Source organism: Pseudomonas sp. FEMGT703P, from assembly GCF_002786345.1.
In the GTDB taxonomy this organism is placed as follows: domain Bacteria; phylum Pseudomonadota; class Gammaproteobacteria; order Pseudomonadales; family Pseudomonadaceae; genus Aquipseudomonas; species Aquipseudomonas peli.
This window is the reverse complement of record NZ_PGCM01000014.1, coordinates 35,642-58,738: the sequence shown is the minus strand read 5'-3', so window position 1 is coordinate 58,738 and position 23,097 is coordinate 35,642. Positions and strand designations below refer to the sequence as shown.

Sequence of the window (23,097 nt, the reverse complement as noted above, 5' to 3'; positions counted from 1 at the left end):
GCCTGAACGCATGCGTGCTCAGCTTATCCACAGATCGCTCCACAGCAACCTGGGATAAGTTATCCACCGCGCGCTGCAGCACTGCAGCAAACCCTTGAAATAACGCGATTATTGCTTGACTCGGCAGAGCGTAAATGAAGTATTTCGAGACTTCTACACGCTGCTTAAAAATCGATCAAAGGGGGCAAAACCAGTCTTTATAAGCCTTGCAGGCAGTCATACCAGAGTTATCAACAGCTCTACCCACAGTAGTCGTGGACAACTTCAGCGTTACCCCATAACACCCTGAATAACCAGGCTAACCTGTTGTTTTAACGGTAAATAATTGACTGATCAAAAAGCGTACAAAGGCCGCAAGCAGCCACACGACTAAGCCTGCAAGCGCCTACGCCCACCTTATCCACAGTTCGCTCCACAGTCTTTGTGCACAACTAACGCTGCACCGCCGCAATGGCTGTACATAACGCCAAAGCGGCTTCCGGCTATGACCCCAATCGAGACAATCAACAGCCCAGTCGCCGGGCACAGGCGTAACGTCACTCCACCAATCAAGGAGATACGCCCATGCCTCTCAATGACCTGTTACGCAGCCTGCTCGCTGCCTATGCCAGTGGCGCCAGTGGATCGTGCGGCAATAGCAGCGACTAACCCGTACCACCATTTTTTCATGCACTGCGGCAAAACTGGGTTTTCCGCCTATGGCTGATACGTGCTGACTCACGTATAAATCTGCGCACCGTCGCCTGCCCTTCTGCCAGGCGATTCGCCTCATAAACCCAAGAAAGGAATCCCTCGCATGGCCGGCGCTAGCCTATTAACCCTGCTTGATGACATCGCCGCCGTTCTCGACGATGTGGCGGTAATGACCAAAGTGGCGGCCAAGAAAACTGCCGGGGTACTCGGCGACGACCTGGCGCTGAACGCCCAGCAGGTCAGCGGCGTGCGGGCCGAACGGGAGCTGCCGGTGGTCTGGGCGGTGGCCAAGGGTTCGTTCAAGAACAAGCTGATTCTGGTGCCTGCTGCCCTGCTGATCAGTGCCTTTGCGCCCTGGGCGGTAACGCCGCTGCTGATGTTTGGTGGCGCCTTCCTCTGCTACGAAGGCTTCGAGAAACTCGCGCACAAGTTCCTCCACAGCAAGGCCGATAATCAGGCGCAGCATCAAGAACTGCTGCAGGCCGTGGCCGACCCCGAAGTGGACATGCTGGCGTTCGAGAAGGACAAGATCAAAGGCGCGATCCGCACCGACTTTATCCTCTCGGCGGAAATCATCGCCATCACCCTTGGCACCGTGGCCCTGGCCAGTTTCGGCAAGCAGGTCGCGGTGCTTTCGGGTATCGCTCTGCTGATGACAGTCGGGGTTTATGGCCTGGTGGCGGGTATCGTCAAACTGGATGACGCCGGCCTCTATCTCAATCAGCGTGGTGGTGAAGGCCTGGGCGGCCGCCTGCAACGCAGCATCGGTCGCGGCATTCTGTTTACCGCGCCCTATATGATGAAAACCCTGTCGATTCTAGGCACCGCAGCGATGTTTATGGTCGGTGGCGGCATCCTCACCCACGGCGTTCATGCTGCGCAGGCGTGGATCGACCAAATGGCGCAGAGCGTGGCGGCCAGCAGCGGCCTGCTCGCGGCCTTGCTGCCAACCCTGCTGAATGCCGTCGCCGGAATCATCGCCGGCGCCGTTGCCCTGCTGCTGGTCAGCCTGGCGACTCGCGTCTGGAAAGCCGTGAAACCAAGCAAGGCGCACGCCTGATCCAGCGCCGGCCGCCATCCCCTGGCGGCCGGCCTCTTCTGTTATCCAGCCTGCTGCATGATCACCGTCTGTGCCGGCATCGGCGCCGGGAAGCCGCCTTCACCGAGGGCATCCTTGATCATCTTGTTACTATCGAAATACACCTGCCAGTAATGGTCAGTGTGGCAATACGGACGCACCGCCAGCACCGGGCCGACCAGATTGAACTCGATAATCTCCACATCCACCGCCGGCTCTTTCAGCACGTTGGCAATGCCAGCGATACGCTCCTTGAGCAGCGCCGCAGCGGCTTTGTAGTCCGCCGCGCCAGACAGCTGCGCCTGCAGATCAACCCGGCGAAACGCGTTATGGCTGAAGTTCTGGATGTTGTCGGAGAAGATCTTGTTGTTACCCACCAGGGTCATCACGTTATCCGGCGTATTGATCGCGGTGACGAACAGGCCGATCTCGGTGACGGTGCCGGTCACCCCACCCGCGCTGATAAAGTCGCCGACTTTGAACGGCCGCAGCACGATAATAAAACCACCCGCCGCGAGGTTGGCCAACAGCCCCGACCAGGCCATGCCGATGGCCAGGCCGACGGCCGCAATCAGCGCCGCCAGGCTGGTGGTTTGCACGCCGAAGTAGCCAAGAATGCCGATGACCAGAATGATATTGAGGGTCACCGAGATAAAGTTACCGACATAGCGCAGCACCGTCGGATCGACCCGCTGCTGACCCAGGGCACGCTGCACCATGCCGACGGCAAAACCGATCAGCCAGCGGCCGATCACCCAGAAGGCAATTGCCGAGATGATCTTGATGGCAAACGCCGCGCCGTACTGCGCGACCAGGTTGTAGAGATCGGCAACTTTTTCGGTGCCGAGATTGATCAGGTTGGTTTCTTCCATGGCGCAGCTCCAGTAAGTGTTCACTGGAAAAACGCTAGCACGCCGTTACATAAGCGCTAGATCGCGGGGATCGGCAGCACCGTCACCTGCACCTCGGGGTCATGGCTGCCGCCGCCGAGAATCACCCCTCGCAGCGGTGAAACATCGGCAAAATCGCGGCCCCAGGCCAGGGTGATATGTTCCAGCGCCGGTCGGATATTGTTGGTCGGGTCGAAATCCACCCAGCCCTGCTGCGGGCAGAACACCGAGACCCAGGCATGCGAGGCATCGGCGCCGATCAGCCGGGGCTGGCCGGGAGGTGGCTGGGTCAGCAGGTAGCCGCTGACATAGCGCGCCGAAAGGCCCATGGAGCGCAGGCAGGCAAGCATCAGATGGGCGAAGTCCTGGCACACGCCGCGGCGCTCCTCCAGCACCTGCAAAAGCGGCGTAGCCACCTGAGTGGCGGCGGCATCAAAGCTGAATTCGGCAAAGATCTTCTGCATCAGCCCGTCCACCGCAGCCAGTAACGGCCGCCTGGAGCTAAAGCAATCCGCCGCGTAATCGGCAAACACCTGCTTGAGGTGCACATAGGGCGACTCGAAACGAAAACGCGTCGCCTCCAGCACCCCAGGCAGCAACGCCTGACCGCTGTAGCGCAGCGCCGTGCAGGCGTCTTCCCAGGGCGGTGACGCCTGCAGATCCAACGCTGGGCGCGCCAGCACTTCGACCTGCAGCCGCGCACTGACTTTGAGTTCGTCATGCGGGCGTTCGAACACCAGGCGGGTCAGCGGGTTGCCGAACACATCCAGAGCATCCTGGCGCTGACACGGCTGCGGGCTGACCAGCAGCTGTTGATTGTGATTGCGCTGCCAAGGGCAAGCCCGTGGCCACAGGTGCGCCAGCTGCTGGGCCAGCGACACCGGGCTGGCGTAGCGGTAATGGGTGTCGTGAAGTATCTGGTAGAAGGCGCTGCTCATGAGGATTGCGTCCGCTGGCTGGCGTCGACATGCACAAAGAAGCGCAAGCCTAAACGGTCGGAGATGTCCGCACTGGCCTGGCTGATGCTTTCCAGCAGCCCAGACAAACCATCCAGCACCTCCTGCACGCTGGCCGCGCCAAACAGTGGATTCTCCAAGCTGGCCAGACTAAAGCGCGCCAACTGCCCTTCCAGGTGTTTCAGCCGGCGCTCGCTGGGCAGCTCGAAACGCTCGCCCAGGCGCGCCAGCGAGCGCAGCAGGGTGCGCACCTGAAACAGCACGGCATGCGGGTTCTGCTCATCCAGCAGCAACAGGTCGAGCACCGGAATCAGCTGCGCGGAAGCCAGGTAACGGGTGCGGTAGGTGATGCTGCTGTTACCCAGTTCCAGCAGCCACTCCAGAGCCGACTGATCCTGCGCCGCGCTACTGGTGAGGAAGTTGGCCAGGCTGTCGCAGAGAAACTGCAGACGCTCGATGCAGCGGCCGATCATCAGAAAACGCCAGCCGTCGTCACGGGTCATGTCATCCAAAGCAAAGCCTGAGAGCGCCGCCAGCGACAGCAGCAGGCGGTCAAGAAAATCCAGTAACTCGCCGAAATCGGCCTGCTCGCTGCTCAACCCCTGGGCCTCGCGCTGTAATTCGAGCAGGGCCTGCCAGTTGGCCTGGGACAGCTTGCCGCGCACGCTGCCGGCCACCCACTGCAAACGCTGCAGATTGCCACGTAGGCTGCCCGGCCAGTCCTCACCCAGCAGCGCTTCAAGCAGACGCTGCTGCAGTTCGCCGCTGTCGGCATCCGGCAGCAGACCCAAGCTTTCAGCCAGGCTCAGGGCGGTTTGCAGCGCCTGGGGGTCATCGTCGTCATCCACATAACGCGCCAGCATGATGCGCAGCAGCCGCGCACCGTCCTCGCAGCGCTCGCTGTAGCGGCCAAACCAGTAGAGGTTTTCCACCACCCGCGAAGGCAGATAAGGGTCACTGCGCACCAGATCGGCCACGCCCAGCGGGCGCAGCCATTGCCAGGGTTCGCCGCCGGCATGCCGTTCGCCGAGCACCCAGGTGTCCTTGCTGGCACCGCCGCGCTGCATCGACACCACTTCGGCGTCGGCTTCGGCGGCTACCCGGGTCAGGCCGCCGGGCATGACCCGGTAACCGTCGGCACTCGCCACGGCGAATACCCGCATGCCGATGGCGCGCGGCGCCAGTTGGCCTTCTTCAGGCTGCCAGACCGGTGCCTGTGACAGTTGCGCCAGCGCCTGGGCTACATAGGCATAAGGCCGCGCCTTGAGGCGTTCGGCCAACTCGGCGCGCTGCGCTTCATCCAGATCACGGCCAAACACCGGGGCAAAACTCTGCGAGGGAAAGCTGGCGCGCACCAGCAGCTCGTCGAGCTGTTCCAGGGCCTTGTCCAGCACCGGCGGCTCGCCGCACCACCAACTGGCGACACTCGGCAGCAGCAGTTCTTCGCCCAATAGCTTTTCCGCAATGGCCGGCAGAAAGCCCGGCAAACCTGGGGATTCCAGCACACCGCTGCCGAGGGCATTGGCCACCAGCACATGGCCCTGGCGCACCGCTTCGAGCAGGCCGGGGACGCCGAGGGCCGAGTCGGTGCGCAGCTCAAGCGGGTCGCAGAAGTCATCATCCAGGCGGCGCAACACCGCATGCACGCGGCGCAGGCCAGCCAGGGTCTTCAGATAGACCTTGGCATCACGCACGGTCAGGTCGCTGCCTTCCACCAGCGGATAACCGAGCTGACGCGCCAGGTACAGGTGCTCAAAATAACTCTCGTTGAAACGCCCAGGGGTCAGCAGCACCACCAGCGGTGTTTCACTGCCGGCCGGGGCCTGGCGCGCCAGGGTGTCCTGCAGGGTGCGGAAGAAGCCGGCCAGGTATTGCACGCGCAGGTCGCGGTACAGCTCGGGAAAGGCGCGCGAAACAATCTGCCGGTTTTCCAGGGCATAACCGGCGCCAGACGGCGCCTGGGTGCGGTCGGCGGTGACCCACCAGCGACCATCCGGGGCACGGGCCAGGTCCACCGCATACAGGTGCAGATAAGTGCCGCCGGGCGGCTGCACACCCTGACAGGGCCACAGGTAGTTGTTGTGGCCAAACACCAGCTCAGCCGGTAACAGGCCGTCGGCCAGCAGTTGCTGTGGGCCATACAGGTCGGCCAGCACGGCATTCAGTAAACCGGCCCGCTGCGCCACGCCGGCGGCGATCTGCTGCCATTCTTCGGCTGGAATCAGATTGGGCAGCAGGTCCAGCTCCCACGGCCGGTCGGCGCCATCGGGGTCGGCGTAGACGTTGTAGGTCACACCATTTTCCTGAATCTGTCGGGCCAGCAAGGCCTGACGCTGCGCCAGCTGCGCTGGGCTGCTGCGCTGCAAACGCTCCAGCAACAGGCGCCAGTGCGGACGCACCTGACCGTCGGCGTCGAACAGTTCATGGTAAGCCCCTGGTGTCAGGGGGTAGTCGGCAAGCAGGTCGGGCATGGCAGGCTCAATAAGACGATCACAGGCAGCGCGCCCCTCGCCCCGTTATGGGTGAGGGGGTTAAACGAGGCGCAGATCCAGGGTCATGGGCAGTTCATTATTGTTGATTGGCGCCAGTGTTGGACGCTTGCCTGGGCTATGGCCTAGGCGGAAGAAGCGCGCCAGACGCCGACTCTCGGCCTCGTAGGCGTTTACCGGCAGGCTGTCGTAGTTGCGTCCACCGGGATGAGCGACATGATACTGGCAACCGCCGAGGGAGCGGCTCATCCAACTGTCCACCAGGTCGAAGACCAGCGGCGCGTGCACCTCAATGGTCGGGTGTAGACAGTTGGCCGGCTGCCAAGCGCGGAAACGCACGCCGCCGACAAATTCGCCAACTTTGCCAGTTGGCCGCAGCGGCACCGGTACGCCGTTGCAGGTCAGCACATAGCGGTCACTCGGCAGGCCGCTGAGCTTGACCTGCATGCGCTCCAGCGAGGAATCGACATAGCGCACCGTACCGCCGCCCCCGCCCTCCTCGCCCAGCACATGCCAGGGCTCCAGGGCCTGACGCAGTTCCAGCTCGATGCCCTTGACGTTGAAATCGCCGGATTTTGGAAAGCGGAACTCGAAATGCGGGGCAAACCACTCGCTGTGCAGGCGATAGCCGCAGCCGTCCAGCTCCTGCAGCACGTCGGCAAAATCCTGCTCGATAAAGTGCGGCAGCAGGTAGCGGTCATGCAGCTCGGTGCCCCAGCGCACCAGTCGCGCCGGTTTGTAGGGTTCACGCCAGAAACGCGCGATCAATGCGCGAATCAACAGCTGCTGGGCCAGGCTCATCTGCGCATGGGGCGGCATCTCAAAGGCGCGCAGCTCCAGCAGACCAAGGCGCCCAGAGGCCGAGTCCGGCGAGTACAGCTTGTCGATACAGAATTCGGAGCGGTGGGTGTTACCGGTCACGTCCACCAGCAGGTTGCGCAGCAGGCGGTCGACCAGCCAGGGCTGGCAGTCGCGACCCACTTCAGGCATCTGCGCGAAGGCGATTTCCAGCTCGTACAGCGCATCGTTACGCGCCTCATCGATACGCGGCGCCTGGGACGTCGGGCCGATAAACAGACCGCTAAACAGGTAGGACAGCGACGGGTGGTTGTGCCAGTAGCTGATCAGGCTGCGCAGCAGGTCCGGCCGGCGCAGAAACGGCGAGTCCGCCGGCGTCGCGCCGCCAAGGACAAAGTGGTTACCACCGCCGGTGCCCGTGTGGCGGCCGTCGATCATAAATTTCTCGCTGGAGAGGCGGCATTCGCGGGCCTGCGCGTAGAGAAACTCGGTGCGCTCGACCAGCTCATCCCAACTGGCGGCCGGGTGGATATTCACCTCGATCACGCCGGGGTCCGGAGTTACACGGAAGAACTGCAGGCGCGGGTCCAGTGGCGGTTCGTACCCCTCCAGCAGCACCGGGCACTTCATCTCGGCAGCAGTGGCTTCGATGGCCGCCACCAGTTCCAGATAGTCTTCCAGGCGCACCAGCGGCGGCATAAACAGATAGAGCTTGCCGTCACGCGGCTCGGCGCACAGCGCGGTGCGCACCACAGCGGCAGCCGACTGGCCCAGCAGCGGACGCTTGCTCGTACTGGTCTGACTGCCCGACCAGACACCGCGCGACTGCGGCTTGATCTGCGCCGCTACCGGCAACGGAGCGAAACGCTGGCTCGGATCTTCCGGAGTGATGTAGGGGTAATCGGCGTCACTGACCCAGGGTTGCGAATCAAGCGGCAGGCGGTAGCCCATCGCCGAATCGCCCGGTATCAGCCGGCAGTGCTCATCACGCAAGAACCAGCTGCCACTCTGCCAGCCAAGCTGCTTAGCCTGCCGGGCCAACGGCAGGATATGCCCGACTACTTTATCCAGCCCCTGCTCGAACACCTTACGCAGCCGTTCGCGCTCCAGCGGGTCAGCCAGGCGTGGGTCTTCGGCGGTGACGTTCATTGGCAGCTTGCGCTCGCGCCACAGGTAGTAGAAGCGGTCCTCATAGGCTGGCACGCAGTATTTAGCGTCCACGCCCAGGCGTTCGGCGAGCAGGGTGAGAAAGTCGGCGGCCTTGGCCGCATCGACGCCGTAGTCTTTTTGCTCATCGGCATACAGCGCCGGGTTGTGCCAGATCGGCTCGCCATCGCGCCGCCAGTAGGCATTCAACGACCAGCGCGGCAGCTGCTCGCCGGGGTACCACTTGCCCTGGCCGAAGTGCACCAGTGCTTGCGCTGCGTAATGCTCGCGCAGGCGATGGAACAGGTCGGTGGCCAGGCGGCGCTTATTGGGCCCCAGGGCGGCGGTGTTCCACTCCGCATCGTCGGGGTAGTCCAAGGCAACAAAGGTCGGCTCGCCGCCCATGGTCAGGCGCACATCCTGCGCTTGCAGGTCCTCATCGATCTTCTGCCCAAGGCCGACAATCGCCTGCCACTGCGCCTCGCTGTAAGGCTTGCTGACCCGCGGCGCTTCCCAGATGCGCTCGACCCACATCTCGTGGCTGAACTCGCATTCGCTCTCATCCACGCCGCCGCTGATCGGCGCCGCCGAGGACGGTTCGGGGCTGCAGGCCAGCGGAATATGGCCTTCACCGGCGAACAGGCCGCTGGTCGGGTCCAGACCAATCCAGCCGGCGCCCGGCAGATAAACCTCGCACCAGGCATGCAGGTCGGTGAAATCCACCTCGGTGCCGGACGGGCCGTCGAGGGATTTAACATCGGCTTTCAGCTGAATCAGGTAGCCGGAAACAAAGCGCGCCGCCAGGCCCAGGTGGCGGAACAGCTGCACCAGCAGCCAAGCCGAGTCGCGGCAGGAGCCGGAGCCTTTCTCCAGGCTTTCTTCCGGGGTCTGCACACCGGGCTCAAGTCGAATCAGGTAGCTGATATCGGTGGAAAGGCGCTGATTCAGCGCCACTAGAAAATCCACGCTCGGCAGCGGCGTGCGCTCGATGCTGGCCAGGTACTTGGCAAACAGCTTGCCGGCCGGCAGCTTGACCAGATAAGGCGCCAGCTCCAGCTGCTCGCCCTCGGTATAGGCGAAAGGGATTTTCTCGGCGTAGGGCTCAAGGAAGAAATCGAAGGGGTTGAACACCGCCATTTCGGCGACCAGATCGACCTCGATCTTCAGCTCGCGGGTCTTTTCCGGAAACACCAAGCGTGCCAGGTAGTTGCCCTGGGGGTCCTGCTGCCAGTTGATAAAGTGCTCGCCTGGCTCGACCTTCAACGCGTAGGACAGAACCCGGGTACGGCTGTGCGGTGCAGGACGCAGGCGCACGACCTGCGGGCCAAGATTGACCGCGCGGTCGTAGCGATAGTGGCTGACATGGTGCAAGGCGATATGAATCGACACAGCGGGCCTCCTGCGAGCCTGGGCGATAACCAGGCAGCGCAAGACTTATGCCAGTGATCCAAGCCAGCACTGGCGCGGCCTCGCGCATTCACCCACCAATGACGCGCACCACAACAGGGCCAGGCATGCCCCACACCTGCCGCAGCGCACGAAAACAGGTCGCGCCGCTCAGCAATCCCCTTGCAGGCTGGCAATCCAGCGTTGCAGTACGTCCACGCCTTCGGCATGCACAGTGGAACGTCCCAGCTCCGGCATCATGATGCTCGGGTCGACACTTTCCACGCGAAACAGCAGCACCGACTTATCCGGCTGGCCCGGGTGAATATCCACCAGCCGATCACCGGAACCTTTGCCCGCCGCCACCGGCTGCTTGCACAAGCCATAACTGATGCCGATGGCCGTGGCCGGGTCGAGCAGCAGGCCCGAGGTACGCCCTGGGCCCTTGGGGTTGTGACAGTGGCTGCAGTTGGCATCCAGATAACTGCGTGCCTGCTTCTCCAGGCTTTCGCCAGCGCGCGGGGTCGGCCATAACGCGTTCTGCGGCACGCCCTGCAACTCGGCCGGCACACCCTGCAAACGGCCCTGCTGCTGCCAGTGCTGCAACTGATTGTGCGTGCCATCAGCGTAGGCAAGATCCTTGTTCAGATGGCGCGCCTTGGGACCCAGCGGATTGACGCCCTGCCCTGCAGTTTCTTCATGGCAACCGGCACACTGATTGGCATCCGGCACCTGATAGGCCACGGCCTGAGTCTTGCCCTCGGCATTCAGCAGGCTCAACTCGAGGCTGTCACCCGCCCATTCCAGATGGGCCTCTTGTTGCTGCTCATCCCACACATAGGGCAACGCCACCCAGCCGTCCTGCTGTTTCAGCAGGATGCGTGTCTCGATCAACTGCACCCGTGCCAGCTCCAGACCGCGCTGCGGGTCGCGGTCATCCCGCTCGTTAAGCAGCAGGCGGCCCTGGGCGTCCTTGGGGTAGTAGAAGGTCTTGCTCAGTACTGTGCCAACCGGGTAGTAGAAGTGCGCCTCGCCATAACTCGCCGCCGTACCTGCTGGCATCCACACGCTGCGCAGCTTGTGTGCGTAGTCGGTAAACAGCGGGGTATTCAGGTCATAGGGCAAGGCCTCGGCAACCGGCGCGATAAAGCCGTCTGCGCGTTGCAGCATGCCCCACTCGCTGAGTTTTTCTGGGTAATTGTCACCTTGCGGCAAGTACAGCGGCGCCGGCTGCTGCTCGCAGCCGGCGAGGAGCAACAGCGCTCCCAGCAACAGACGATGCATCAGGCCCCCTGGTCGGCATCAGCCGAGGCCAGTTTGACGGCAGGCAATGGCGGCAGGCTGCAACGGTAGTCGGTCATATCGGTGCTGATGTTTTTGTAGTTGTTCGGCCCGTCGACGTTGATCATCCCCGCCTCGCCGTTGTTGATGCAGATCGCCCGGTCCGCCGGCAGCTTGCCGTCCACCAGGATGTCGAGGTTGACGTAGCCGTCCCAGAGAATATCCGGCAGGCGGCCATTCAAGCCAAACTGGCTGACTTTGAGCGCTTTCAGTTCAAGGTGATCAGGGCTGTCGCCGGCAGGGCCGAATCGGTTGCCATGGATATGGATGCCTTCCGGATAGGGGTCGAAACTCTCCGCTGTGGAGAGGTCGGTATAGCCGGTACTGAAGTAGCTGCTGATGATCACGTTGGCGGTCTTGTGGTCGCCAATGTCGTTGTCGAACACCTCAACATCATCATTGGAGTTGATCACCACCCCGGAACCTGCCGGCACGCTGGCCACCGGCGTGCCCTTGTGGCCGAAGTTCTTGTGGTTGTTGCCTTCGATCTTGTTGCGGAACACCCGCGTCACCCGCCCAGCCTGCGGCAGGTTGGGCATGTTGAACACCAGAATGCCGCCGGTGTTACCGGTGGCGACGTTGTCATACACGTCGGCGTCGATGGTGTTCTCGATCTCAATCCCGGCGACGTTGCGCTCGGCACGGCTGTTGCGCACCACCACGTTGCGCGACTGGCCGACATAGATACCGGCATCCGATGCGCCGATGGCCACAGCGCCATCAATCAGGGTGTTCTCGGTCTGCACCGGGTAAATGCCGTAGGCGCCGTTCTCGGTGGCCGGACCGTTGGTCCACTCGGTGCGCACGCGGCGGATGATGATGTTCTTGCCGCCCACCACTTTCAGCGAATCGCCTTTGGTGTCCTCAAAAGCGATGTCTTCGATGGTGAAGTCCGAAGCATCCACCAGCAGGCCTTCGGCGCCAGACTTCTGCCCCTTGAAGCTCAAGATGGTTTTGTCCATGCCTGCGCCCTTGATGGTCACGCCGCTGACTTTCAGGCTCAGGCTGCGGTCGAGCTGGTAGGTGCCGGCAGGGATTTCGATCACGCTGCCGGGCTTGGCCTTGATCAACTGAGTCTGCAGGTCTTTCTGGAAATCCAGATTGGCCACCGGGGCCGGTTCTTCGCCGCACGCGGCAAGCAGCACGGACAGGGCAAGCAAGGAAAGCGGGGCAAGGCGCATGGCAATCTCCAGCGTTATTCTTATTAAGTGGAACGATAGTACCAATTAATAAGGAAAAGCCAAGTCCTGCACACGCCGGCCGACCAATAGCCCAGAGCATCATGCATCCGTTACCATCGCCGGCAATTAAGCGAAGAGATGCGGCATGTATATCTACCGATTGGTGCTGATCCTGGTGGTGGGAATCTACCTGTTCTCCCCGGCCATCATGGACTGGTGGATCGACCCCAATGGGGCTTGGTACCGCCCCTACCTGCTGTGGCTGATCCTCATCGTCGTGACCTTCATCCTGCAGAGTCAGCGTGATGCCGATGAACTCTGACCGGCTGCGGCGCAACCTGCGTGACCGCGTCTTAACCTTCTTCGCTTCAGAGCCAACGTGATGCTAACGAGCTTTAGCCTGAGCCAGCTGATTCTGATCAGCGCCGCTTACCTTCTTATCCTGTTCGGCGTGGCCTGGATCAGTGAGCACGGCCTGATTCCGCGCTGGATAATTCGCCACCCACTGACCTACACCCTGTCGCTCGGCGTCTATGCCAGCGCCTGGGCCTTCTACGGCACAGTGGGGCTGGCCTATCAGTACGGGTATGGCTTCCTCGCCAGTTATCTGGGGGTGTCCGGGGCATTTTTACTGGCGCCGGTATTGCTCTACCCGATTCTGCGCATCACCCGAACTTACCAGCTGTCATCGCTGGCCGACCTGTTTGCCTTCCGTTTTCGCAGCACCTGGGCCGGTGCCCTGACCACAGTCTTTATGCTGGTCGGCGTGTTGCCGTTACTGGCCCTGCAAATCCAGGCAGTGGCCGATTCCATCGGCATCCTCACCCGCGAGCCGGTGCAGGAGCGCGTGGCGCTGGCCTATTGCGGGCTGATCATTCTGTTCACCATTTTGTTCGGCGCTCGGCATATCGCCACCCGCGAAAAGCATGAAGGGCTGGTATTTGCCATCGCCTTTGAGTCGGTGGTCAAACTGGTGGCGATCAGCGCCATCGGCCTGTATGCCCTGTACGGTGTGTTCGACGGTCCGCAGGACCTGCAATCCTGGCTGGTGCAGAACCAGTCCTCGCTGACCAGCCTGCACACGCCGCTGCAGGAAGGCCCCTGGCGCACCCTGCTGCTGGTGTTCTTCGCCTCGGCCATCGTCATGCCGCACATGTACCACATGACCTTTACCGAGAACCTCAACCCGCGCGCCATGGTCAGCGCCAGCTGGGGCCTACCGCTGTTTCTGCTGCTGATGAGCCTGGCGGTGCCGCTGATTCTCTGGGCCGGACTCAAGCTGGGTGCGACCACCAACCCGGAATACTTCACCCTCGGCGTCGGCATCGCGGTGAATAGCCAGACCCTGGCACTGATCGCCTATGTCGGCGGCCTGTCGGCTTCCAGCGGGTTAATCATCGTCACCACCCTGGCGCTGTCCGGCATGGTGCTCAACCATGTGGTGTTGCCGCTCTACCAACCACCGTCGGAAGGCAATATCTACCGCTGGTTGAAGTGGACACGGCGCGCACTGATCCTGCTGGTGATCATGGCCGGCTACGGCTTCTATTTACTGCTCGGTGCCGAACAGGACCTGGCCAACCTCGGCATCGTCGCCTTCGTCGCCACCCTGCAATTCCTCCCCGGCGTTTTGTCGGTGCTGTACTGGCCTGCCGCCAACCGTAAAGGCTTTATTGCCGGGCTGCTGGCGGGGATCGCCGTATGGGTGGTGAGCATGCTGTTGCCGATGCTCGGCAACCTGCAGGGCCTGTACCTGCCCTGGTTCAACGTCATTTATGTGCTGGATGACAGCAGTTGGCACCTGGCCGCCATCGGCTCATTGGCCGCTAACGTGCTGGTGTTCACCCTGGTTTCACTGTTTACCGAAGCCAGCCCGGAAGAAAAGAGCGCCGCTGAAGCCTGCGCGGTGGATAACGTGCGCCGCCCGCAACGCCGCGAACTGCTGGCGGCCTCACCGCAAGAATTCGCTGCGCAACTGGCCAAACCCCTGGGCGCCAAGACCGCCCAGCACGAGGTGGAGCAAGCCCTGCGCGACCTGCATTTACCGTTCGATGAAGGTCGCCCTTATGCCCTGCGCCGCCTGCGCGACCGCATCGAGGCCAACCTGTCCGGGCTGATGGGCCCCAGCGTGGCCCAGGACATCGTCGAAACCTTCCTGCCCTACAAAGCCGGCAGCGAAACCTACGTCACCGAGGACATCCACTTTATCGAGAACCGCCTCGAGGACTACCACTCACGCCTCACCGGTCTCGCCGCCGAACTCGACACCCTGCGCCGCTATCACCGCCAGACCCTGCAGGAACTGCCGATGGGCGTTTGCTCGTTGGCCAAGGATCAGGAGATTCTGATGTGGAACAAGGCCATGGAAGAACTCACCGAAATTCCCGCGCAGCGTGTGGTCGGCTCACGCCTGAACACTTTGGCCGAGCCCTGGCGTGGGCTGCTTGAGCGGTTTATCGAACTGCCCGACGAACACTTGCACAAACAGCGCCTGGCCTTGGACGGCCAAACGCGCTGGCTCAACCTGCACAAAGCGGCCATCGACGAGCCACTGGCGCCGGGTAACAGCGGCCTGGTGCTGCTGGTTGAAGACCTCACGGAAACGCAGATGCTTGAAGACAAGCTGGTGCACTCCGAGCGACTCGCCTCCATTGGTCGTCTGGCTGCCGGCGTGGCGCATGAGATCGGCAACCCGATCACCGGCATCGCCTGTCTAGCGCAGAACCTGCGCGAAGAACGCGAAGGTGACCCCGAGCTGACCGAGATCAGCGAGCAGATCATCGAGCAGACCAAGCGCGTGTCGCGCATCGTTCAATCGCTGATGAGCTTTGCCCATTCCGGCAGCCACCAGCACAGCGAGGAGCCAGTGTGTCTAGCACAGGTGGCGCAAGACGCCATTGCCCTGCTAGCGCTCAACCGGCGCAGCGTCGAAGTGCAGTTTTTCAATCTTTGCGACTCCGATCATTGGGTGGTGGGTGACCCGCAACGCCTGGCTCAGGTGCTGATCAACCTGCTGTCCAACGCCCGCGATGCCTCACCGCCGGGCAGTGCGATCCGGGTCAAGAGCGAACGTTTCGAGCACACCGTCGACCTGATCGTCGAGGACGAAGGCAGCGGTATTCCCAAGGCAATCATCGACCGCTTGTTCGAACCTTTCTTCACCACCAAGGACCCGGGCAAAGGTACGGGACTGGGCCTTGCACTGGTCTATTCGATCGTGGAAGAGCATTATGGACAGATAACAATCGACAGCCCGGCCGACCCCGAGCTTCAACGCGGCACCCGCATTAGGGTCAGCCTGCCGAGGCATGTCGAGGCGACGTCCATAGCGACTTAAACCAGCTACCAGCGAGCATGCCTGCCAGCCCCTTTAGCCCAGCGGCATGCCCCGAGACCGTCGAGAGACCGAATTGATGCCTCATATTTTGATCGTCGAAGACGAAACCATTATCCGCTCTGCCTTGCGTCGCCTGCTGGAACGTAACCAATACGAAGTCAGCGAGGCCGGCTCGGTGCAGGAAGCGCAAGAACGCTTCAGCATCCCCAGCTTCGACCTGATCGTCAGCGACCTGCGCCTACCGGGCGCGCCCGGCACCGAGCTGATCAAACTTGGCCAGGGCACGCCGGTGTTGATCATGACCAGCTACGCCAGCCTGCGTTCGGCGGTCGACTCGATGAAAATGGGCGCGGTGGATTACATCGCCAAACCCTTCGACCACGACGAAATGCTCCAGGCCGTCGCGCGCATCCTGCGCGATCACCAGCAGGCCAAGAGCGCTCCAGCCCCCGCCACCGGCACAACAAAAGCCAGCGCCGATAAGGTGGTGGACAACAGCAACGGCGAAATCGGCATCATCGGCTCCTGCGCGGCTATGCAGGAGATGTACAGCAAGATCCGCAAGGTCGCGCCCACTGATTCCAACGTACTGATTCAAGGCGAGTCCGGCACCGGTAAAGAACTGGTCGCCCGCGCCTTGCATAACCTCTCGCGCCGCGCCAAAGCGCCGCTGATTTCAGTGAACTGCGCCGCCATCCCCGAATCGCTGATCGAGTCCGAGCTATTCGGCCATGAGAAAGGCGCCTTTACCGGTGCCAGCGCCGGCCGAGCGGGTTTGGTCGAAGCCGCTGACGGCGGCACCTTGTTCCTTGATGAAATTGGTGAACTGCCTCTGGAGGCCCAGGCACGCCTACTGCGCGTACTGCAGGAAGGCGAAATCCGCCGGGTCGGCTCGGTGCAATCACAGAAGGTCGATGTGCGCTTGATCGCCGCGACTCACCGTGACTTGAAAAGCCTGTCGAAGATTGGCCAATTTCGCGAAGACCTGTATTACCGCCTGCATGTGATTGCCCTCAAACTGCCCGCACTGCGTGAGCGCGGCGCTGACGTAAGTGAAATCGCCCGCGCCTTCCTGGTGCGCCAAAGTACCCGCCAAGGCCGCCCGGAATTGAGCTTTGCTGCCGATGCTGAACAGGCGATTCGCCATTACCCCTGGCCGGGTAACGTGCGTGAACTGGAAAACGCCATCGAACGCGCAGTGATTCTCTGTGAAGGCAACAGCATCTCGGCCGAACTACTGGGCATCGATATTGAACTGGATGACCTGGAAGACGACTTCACCGGCCTGCCCGCACAAAGCGGCGGCCTGGGGCATGAGCCGAGCGAACCCACTGAAGACCTGTCGTTGGAGGATTACTTCCAGCACTTCGTTCTCGAGCACCAGGACCATATGACCGAGACCGAACTGGCACGCAAACTCGGCATCAGCCGCAAATGTTTGTGGGAGCGCCGCCAGCGCCTCGGTATCCCACGGCGCAAATCTTCAGGGGCAACCGCGGGCTAGAGCGGCGCGCCAAGGTGACAGATGCGCCCGCAAGAGGTTCCCTCACCTGTTACCCCTTCAACACTTAGTAACAAAAGCCGGGTCTTACGGTAACGAGAACCCGGCTTTTTTGTGCCACACCGCGCCTCACACAAACAATCAAGCCGTTGATTTTAAAGGGATTTAAAAAACTGGCACGGGTTCTGCTTTACAGCCTGTACAACAACAATAACAAAACGTTCCAACCCTAATAAAAATAAGACGTACCGACTCCAGCACAATAAAAACAACAACGCGGAGGCGCAGCTAACTGATTCTTTTGGAAAGGAATTGCCGTTGGGGTACGCCCCATAACCAGGCTGAGAATAATAAAACTGCCCCAAGGCAGCGCCAATACTGGTTAGGTCACACCGTGATCATTGCAGCGTCAGCATCCAAAGCAATCCGTTTGCTCTTGATTCCCAGCTTGGGAAGTTTTCCAAAAGTCCTTGACTGGATGGAACGGGTAAATCAACAAAAACAACAAGCCCTCCATAATAATAAAAACAGAGCACGCACCAATTTGGGGGGGAGCTTCGGCTCCCCCAGTAGCTTCAAATCCCCCGCCTGCCGCCCTTTCCTGTCGTTTCCTCCATCAATCGTCGACTCAATGCTAGAATCCGCGCCATCCCTGCGGCCGGCATATACTCTGGCCAGTCATTTAGTCAAACAGTGCCTCCCATGCTGAAAAAGCTGTTCAAGTCCTTTCGTACTCCTGCCCGCCGTGGCAACCATTCACACAGCACGCCTGAAGTGCTGAGCAGCAGCCAGCACCCGATCGAACGCGGTGAAATCAGCCGCTATGCCATCAGCGTGGTCGAACGCCTGCAGCAGGCTGGCTACCAGGCGTATCTGGTCGGCGGTTGCGTACGCGATCTGCTGCTGGACATTGACCCCAAAGATTTCGACGTGGCCACCAGCGCCACGCCCGAGCAAGTGCGCGCCGAATTTCGCAACGCCCGGGTCATTGGCCGCCGCTTCAAGCTGGTTCACGTGCACTTCGGCCGCGAGATCATCGAGGTCGCCACCTTCCGCGCCAATCATCCGGAAGGCGAGGAAGAAGAGAACAGCAATCTGTCCTCGCGTAACGAGAGCGGGCGCATTCTGCGTGACAACGTGTATGGCAGCCTGGAAGACGACGCCCAGCGCCGCGACTTCACTATCAATGCGCTGTATTACGACCCGAGCACCGAGCGCATCCTCGATTACGCCAATGGCGTGCACGACATTCGCAACCACCTGATCCGCCTGATCGGTGACCCGACTCAGCGCTACCAGGAAGACCCGGTGCGCATGCTGCGTGCGGTGCGTTTTGCCGCCAAGTTGGATTTCGACATCGAGAAACACAGCGCCGCGCCGATCTACAAACTGGCCCCGCTGCTCGGCGGCATCCCCGCTGCGCGCCTATTCGATGAAGTACTCAAGCTGTTTCTCGCCGGCTACGCGGTGTACACCTACGAGCTGCTGGTGGATTACGGCCTGTTCGGCCAGCTGTTCCCGGCCAGCGCCGAGGCGCTGAAACTCAACCCGGATTACACCGACCAGTTGATCCGTAATGCGTTGGACAACACTGACCTACGCATTCATCAGGGCAAGACAGTCACCCCTGCGTTCCTCCTAGCAGCACTGCTGTGGCCAGCCCTGCCAGCCCGCGTGATCAAGCTGCAGGATCGCGGTATGCCGCCGATCCCGGCCATGCAGGAAGCCGCTCACGAACTTATCAGCGAACAGTGCCAGCGCATCGCGGTGCCCAAGCGCTTCACCATGCCGATCCGCGAAATCTGGGATATGCAGGAACGCCTGCCACGCCGCAGCGGCAAACGCGCCGATATGCTGCTGGAAAACCCACGCTTCCGCGCTGGCTACGACTTCCTGCTGCTGCGCGAAAGCGCAGGCGAGGAAACCGGTGGCCTGGGCGACTGGTGGACCCGCTATCAGGATGTCAGCGACAGCGAGCGGCGCAATATGATCCGCGACCTCAGCAACAAGGACGATGGCCCAGGTGCCCCCCGTAAGCGCAAACGCAATAACAGCAAGCGTAAACGCGGCCCGGCGAGCGATAGCTCAAGCAGCCCTGCCAGCGAATAATGGAACGCGTCTATATCGGCCTGGGCAGCAACCTGGCCACACCGCTCGAGCAACTGCGCAGCGCCCTGGCCGCCCTGGCCGCGCTGCCGCACACTCACCTGATCGCCCAGTCATCCTTCTATAGCAGCGACCCACTGGGTCCTGCGGATCAACCGCGCTATGTAAATGCCGTGGCGGCACTGGACACTGAACTCAGTCCATTGGCCCTGCTGGAGGCCTTGCAGACGATCGAACTCGAGCAAGGCCGTACACGCAAGGCAGAACGCTGGGGGCCACGCACCCTCGACCTAGATATTTTGCTGTTCGGCGAACGCTTACTGGATGAGCCGCGCCTGACCGTGCCGCACTACCACATGCACGCCCGCGCCTTTGTCCTCTACCCGCTGGCTGAGATCGCCCCAGACCTAAAGCTGCCGGATGGCCGCGCCCTGACAGAACTGCTTGGGGCTTGTCCTTATGCAGGGCTGGAACGCCTCAGCGAAACAGCGTTGACCTGAATTCCGGACAACTTCGACTGCTGGGTCATGCATCCGCAGCAGTAATAACCCTACCTGCGAGCTGGCACATTGGCGGTAACGGCAGTAACAAGCCGGTAACACCTGCAATTGACTTCGAGCCCCCCCATCAGGACTATAGGCGTCCCGTTGCCCCGCACCGGTGCAATTCGAGGCCAATGCAGGCCAACTTGAAGCAGCACAACTGCTGACTGAACGCCTGAGTGAGGACAGTTTTCATGCCTGATGTAACCCTGACCACCCTGCAAAGCCTCAAGCAGAGCGGCGAGAAAATCGCCATGCTGACCTGCTATGACGCCACGTTCGCCCAGACAGCCTGCCAGGCCGGTGTCGATGTGCTGCTGGTGGGCGATTCCCTCGGCATGGTCTTGCAAGGCCATGACAGCACGCTGCCCGTCACTGTCGCCGAAATGGCGTACCACACCGCCAGCGTCAAACGTGGCAACCAGGGCGCGCTGATTCTCGCCGATCTGCCCTTTATGGCCTACGCCACCCTTGAGCAAGCCCTGAACAACAGCGCGGCACTGATGCAGGCCGGCGCCCACATGGTCAAGCTGGAAGGTGCAGCCTGGCTCGCCGAGCCAATTCGCCAACTGGCTGAGCGCGGCGTACCCGTATGCGCCCACCTCGGCCTCACCCCGCAGGCGGTGAATATCCTCGGTGGTTATAAGGTGCAAGGCCGCCAGGAAGCCCAAGCGCGGCAGATGCGCGCTGATGCCATGGCGCTGGAACAAGCCGGCGCGGCGATGCTGCTGCTGGAATGCGTGCCCAGCGAACTGGCCGCTGAAATCAGCCAAGCCGTGAAGATCCCAGTTATCGGCATTGGCGCCGGCGTTGCTACCGACGGTCAGGTGTTGGTCCTGCATGACATGCTTGGGCTTTCACTGAGCGGTCGCACGCCAAAGTTCGTGAAAAACTTTATGGCTGGCCAGAGCAGCATCCAGAACGCCATCAGTGCGTACGTCAAAGCGGTCAAAGACCAGAGTTTCCCAGCAGCCGAACACGGATTTTCTGCATGAACACAGTTAAAAGCGTGCGCGAGTTGCGCGCCGCTGTCGCCCAGGCCCGTGCCGAAGGCAAACAGATCGCCTTCGTCCCGACCATGGGCAACCTGCATGCCGGTCACGCCGCACTGGTGGAGAAAGCCGCCCAGCGTGCCGATTTCGTGGTCGCCAGCATCTTCGTCAATCCCTTGCAGTTCGGCCCCAGCGAAGACCTCGACAAATACCCGCGCACCCTGCTCGCCGATCAGGAAAAGCTGGTCGAAGCCGGCTGCCATCTGCTGTTCACTCCGGATGTCGAGGAAATGTACCCGCACGGCATGGACGGCCAGACCCGCGTCAGCGTACCGGGCGTGTCTGAAGGCCTCTGCGGCGCCAGCCGCCCAGGCCACTTCGAAGGCGTTGCGACCGTCGTCAGCAAGTTGTTCAACATGGTGCAGCCGGATCTGGCGATTTTTGGCCAGAAGGATTTCCAGCAGCTGGCGGTGATCCGCACCTTAGTGCGTGACCTCAATATGCCGATCCAGATTATCGGCGAGCCGACGGTGCGGGCCGACGATGGCCTGGCGCTGTCCTCGCGCAACGGTTATCTGAATACGGCACAGCGTGAAGTTGCGCCGGTGCTGTACCGTACCCTGCAAGAGATGGCCACAGCGATTCGCGCCGGTGAGCGTGATTACGCCAAACTGGTCGCCGCTGCACAGCAGCAACACAGCGCCGCAGGCTTTAGCCCGGATTACCTGGAAGTACGCGAAGCCAACAGCCTACGTCCGGCCACCGCTGATGATCGCCGCCTGGTCATACTGCTGGCCGCGTTTATTGGCAGCACCCGGTTGATCGACAACCTGGCGTTCGACCTCGATACTCCTGGCTGATTCACGGCGTAGATGCTGTCCCCACGCCCGCCAGTTACACTCAAGGCCCGGATAACTCCGGGCTTTTTTGCATGATTCGCCGCACCCAAAACAAGGAACACGCACCAATGGCCTACTTCCAGCAAACGCATGACGTCACCAGCCTGCCCGCCTGGCAGGCGCTGCGAGAGCAGCGCGAGCAGATGAACGACTTCAGCATGCGCGAGGCCTTTGCCCGTGACCCGCAACGGTTTACCCGTTTTTCCCTGAGCAGCAGCGGTCTGCTGCTGGACTACTCAAAGAACCTGATCGACGAAAAAACCCTGGAACTATTGGTGCAGCTGGCTGAACAAGCCCAGCTGCCAGCGTCCATTCACGCCCTGTTCAGCGGCGATAAGGTCAATGCCTCTGAAGGGCGTGCAGCTCTGCACACAGCCCTGCGCAGCCCGATTGGCCGCACCCTGAAACTCGACGGCGTCGACCTGATTCCGCAAGTGCACCGCGTACTGCATCAGATGACCGAATTGGTCAGCCGCGTGCACAGCGGCCTGTGGCGCGGCTACAGCGACAAACCGATCACCGAAGTGGTGAACATTGGTATTGGCGGTTCATTCCTCGGCCCGCAGTTGGTGTCCGAAGCACTGCGGCCCTTTACCCAGCGCGGCGTGCGCTGTCATTACCTGGCGAATATCGACGGTAGCGAGTTCCGTGAACTGACGGCACGCCTGAACCCACAGACCACGCTGTTTATTGTCTCGTCCAAATCCTTCGGTACGTTGGAAACCCTGAAGAACGCCCTGGCCGCACGCGACTGGTACCTGGCACTGGGCGGCCCGGAAGCCGAGCTGCACAAACACTTTATTGCGGTGACCAGCAACCAGAAGGCTGCGATCGAATTTGGTATCAAGGCAGAAAACATCTTCCCGATGTGGGACTGGGTCGGCGGGCGTTACTCACTGTGGTCGGCCATCGGCCTGCCGATTGCCCTGGCCATCGGCATCTCCAACTTCAAAGAACTGCTGGCCGGAGCCTACGCCATGGACCAGCATTTCACCCAGGCGCCACTGGCGGAAAACATGCCCGTCCTGATGGCCCTGCTGGGGATCTGGTACGGCAACTTCTGGGGTGCGAAAAGCCAGGCAATCCTGCCTTACGACCACTACCTGCGTAACTTCACCAAACACCTGCAGCAGTTGGACATGGAATCCAACGGCAAAAGCGTGCGCCAGGACGGCAGCCCTGTGGACTTCAGCACCGGCCCCGTGATCTGGGGCGGCGTGGGCTGTAACGGCCAACACGCGTATCACCAGTTGCTGCACCAGGGTACCGAGCTGATCCCAGCGGACTTTATCGTCCCGGTTAATAGCTTCAGCCCGCTGGCTGACCACCACCAGTGGCTGTTTGCCAACTGCCTGTCGCAGAGCCAAGCCTTGATGCACGGCAAAACCCGCGAGGAAGCCGAAGCCGAGCTGCGCGCCAAGGGTCTGGACGAGGCCGAAGTGCAACGTCTGGCACCGCACAAGGTGATCCCCGGTAACCGCCCGAGCAATATCCTCGCGCTCAACCGCGTCGACCCGTTCAACCTCGGCGCGCTGGTCGCGCTGTATGAGCACAAAGTCTTCGTACAGAGCGCCATCTGGGGCATCAACGCCTTTGATCAGTGGGGCGTCGAACTGGGCAAGGACCTTGGCCAGGGCGTTTATCAGCGTCTCACCGGCCAACTCGACGAGCCCGCCAGTGACGCCTCTACACAAGGCTTGATCCAGCACTTCCGCGAACGGCATCGCGGCTGATCCACAGCGACCGAGCACAAGGCCAGCAC

Annotated in this window: 15 protein-coding genes; 9 read left to right on the top strand and 6 right to left on the bottom strand. The window is 61.5% G+C overall.

Annotated elements, in window-relative coordinates:
* Positions 1-796: 796 nt before the first annotated feature.
* Complete coding sequence (locus CUR33_RS20405) at positions 797-1,753, top strand: DUF808 domain-containing protein (protein ID WP_289240778.1); 957 nt, start codon at positions 797-799, stop codon at positions 1,751-1,753.
* Positions 1,754-1,794: 41 nt separating this feature from the next.
* Here CUR33_RS20405 and CUR33_RS20400 read toward each other — a convergent pair whose 3' ends face one another.
* The 6 genes from CUR33_RS20400 to CUR33_RS20375 form a co-directional block, all read right to left on the bottom strand.
* A complete protein-coding gene (locus CUR33_RS20400; protein ID WP_160088650.1) occupies positions 1,795-2,643 on the bottom strand; it encodes a mechanosensitive ion channel family protein in 849 nt (282 codons plus the stop codon).
* A gap of 56 nt (positions 2,644-2,699) precedes the next feature.
* Complete coding sequence (locus CUR33_RS20395; RefSeq protein ID WP_289240777.1) at positions 2,700-3,599, bottom strand: transglutaminase family protein; 900 nt, start codon at positions 3,597-3,599, stop codon at positions 2,700-2,702.
* Complete coding sequence (locus CUR33_RS20390) at positions 3,596-6,088, bottom strand: circularly permuted type 2 ATP-grasp protein (protein ID WP_289240776.1); 2,493 nt, start codon at positions 6,086-6,088, stop codon at positions 3,596-3,598. Before CUR33_RS20390 ends, CUR33_RS20395 begins: the two co-directional genes overlap by 4 nt.
* A gap of 60 nt (positions 6,089-6,148) precedes the next feature.
* Positions 6,149-9,439 (bottom strand): transglutaminase family protein, encoded by a 3,291-nt coding sequence (locus CUR33_RS20385; RefSeq protein WP_289240775.1) that lies wholly within the window; start codon positions 9,437-9,439, stop codon positions 6,149-6,151.
* A 168-nt stretch (positions 9,440-9,607) separates the two neighbouring features.
* Positions 9,608-10,720, bottom strand: a complete 1,113-nt coding sequence (locus tag CUR33_RS20380) for an SO2930 family diheme c-type cytochrome (RefSeq protein WP_289240774.1) — start codon at positions 10,718-10,720, stop codon at positions 9,608-9,610.
* Positions 10,720-11,958 (bottom strand): parallel beta-helix domain-containing protein, encoded by a 1,239-nt coding sequence (locus tag CUR33_RS20375; RefSeq protein WP_289240773.1) that lies wholly within the window; start codon positions 11,956-11,958, stop codon positions 10,720-10,722. The genes CUR33_RS20380 and CUR33_RS20375 overlap by 1 nt, the downstream gene beginning before the upstream one ends.
* A gap of 145 nt (positions 11,959-12,103) precedes the next feature.
* Between CUR33_RS20375 and CUR33_RS20370 the strand changes: the two genes are divergently transcribed.
* The 8 genes from CUR33_RS20370 (at position 12,104) to pgi (ending at position 23,068) form a co-directional block, all read left to right on the top strand.
* Positions 12,104-12,280: a hypothetical protein gene (locus tag CUR33_RS20370; RefSeq protein ID WP_003244646.1), complete on the top strand. Its 177-nt coding sequence runs from the start codon at positions 12,104-12,106 to the stop codon at positions 12,278-12,280.
* 60 nt (positions 12,281-12,340) lie between these two features.
* Positions 12,341-15,295 carry a sensor histidine kinase gene (locus tag CUR33_RS20365; protein ID WP_160088662.1) on the top strand — a complete coding sequence of 985 codons (2,955 nt, stop codon included), beginning with the start codon at positions 12,341-12,343 and terminating at the stop codon, positions 15,293-15,295.
* A 76-nt stretch (positions 15,296-15,371) separates the two neighbouring features.
* A complete protein-coding gene (locus CUR33_RS20360) occupies positions 15,372-16,799 on the top strand; it encodes a sigma-54-dependent transcriptional regulator (protein WP_170050397.1) in 1,428 nt (475 codons plus the stop codon).
* Positions 16,800-17,498: 699 nt separating this feature from the next.
* Positions 17,499-18,905 (top strand): polynucleotide adenylyltransferase PcnB, encoded by a 1,407-nt coding sequence (locus tag CUR33_RS20355; protein ID WP_289240772.1) that lies wholly within the window; start codon positions 17,499-17,501, stop codon positions 18,903-18,905.
* Positions 18,905-19,402, top strand: a complete 498-nt coding sequence (gene folK, locus CUR33_RS20350) for a 2-amino-4-hydroxy-6-hydroxymethyldihydropteridine diphosphokinase (protein WP_289240771.1) — start codon at positions 18,905-18,907, stop codon at positions 19,400-19,402. The genes CUR33_RS20355 and folK overlap by 1 nt, the downstream gene beginning before the upstream one ends.
* A gap of 236 nt (positions 19,403-19,638) precedes the next feature.
* Positions 19,639-20,439, top strand: coding sequence for a 3-methyl-2-oxobutanoate hydroxymethyltransferase (panB, locus tag CUR33_RS20345; RefSeq protein ID WP_160088666.1), 801 nt, complete (start codon positions 19,639-19,641; stop codon positions 20,437-20,439).
* Positions 20,436-21,296: a pantoate--beta-alanine ligase gene (panC, locus tag CUR33_RS20340; protein WP_170050394.1), complete on the top strand. Its 861-nt coding sequence runs from the start codon at positions 20,436-20,438 to the stop codon at positions 21,294-21,296. Before panB ends, panC begins: the two co-directional genes overlap by 4 nt.
* Positions 21,297-21,403: 107 nt before the next feature.
* Positions 21,404-23,068, top strand: a complete 1,665-nt coding sequence (pgi, locus tag CUR33_RS20335; RefSeq protein WP_289240799.1) for a glucose-6-phosphate isomerase — start codon at positions 21,404-21,406, stop codon at positions 23,066-23,068.
* The last annotated feature ends 29 nt before the right edge of the window (positions 23,069-23,097 follow it).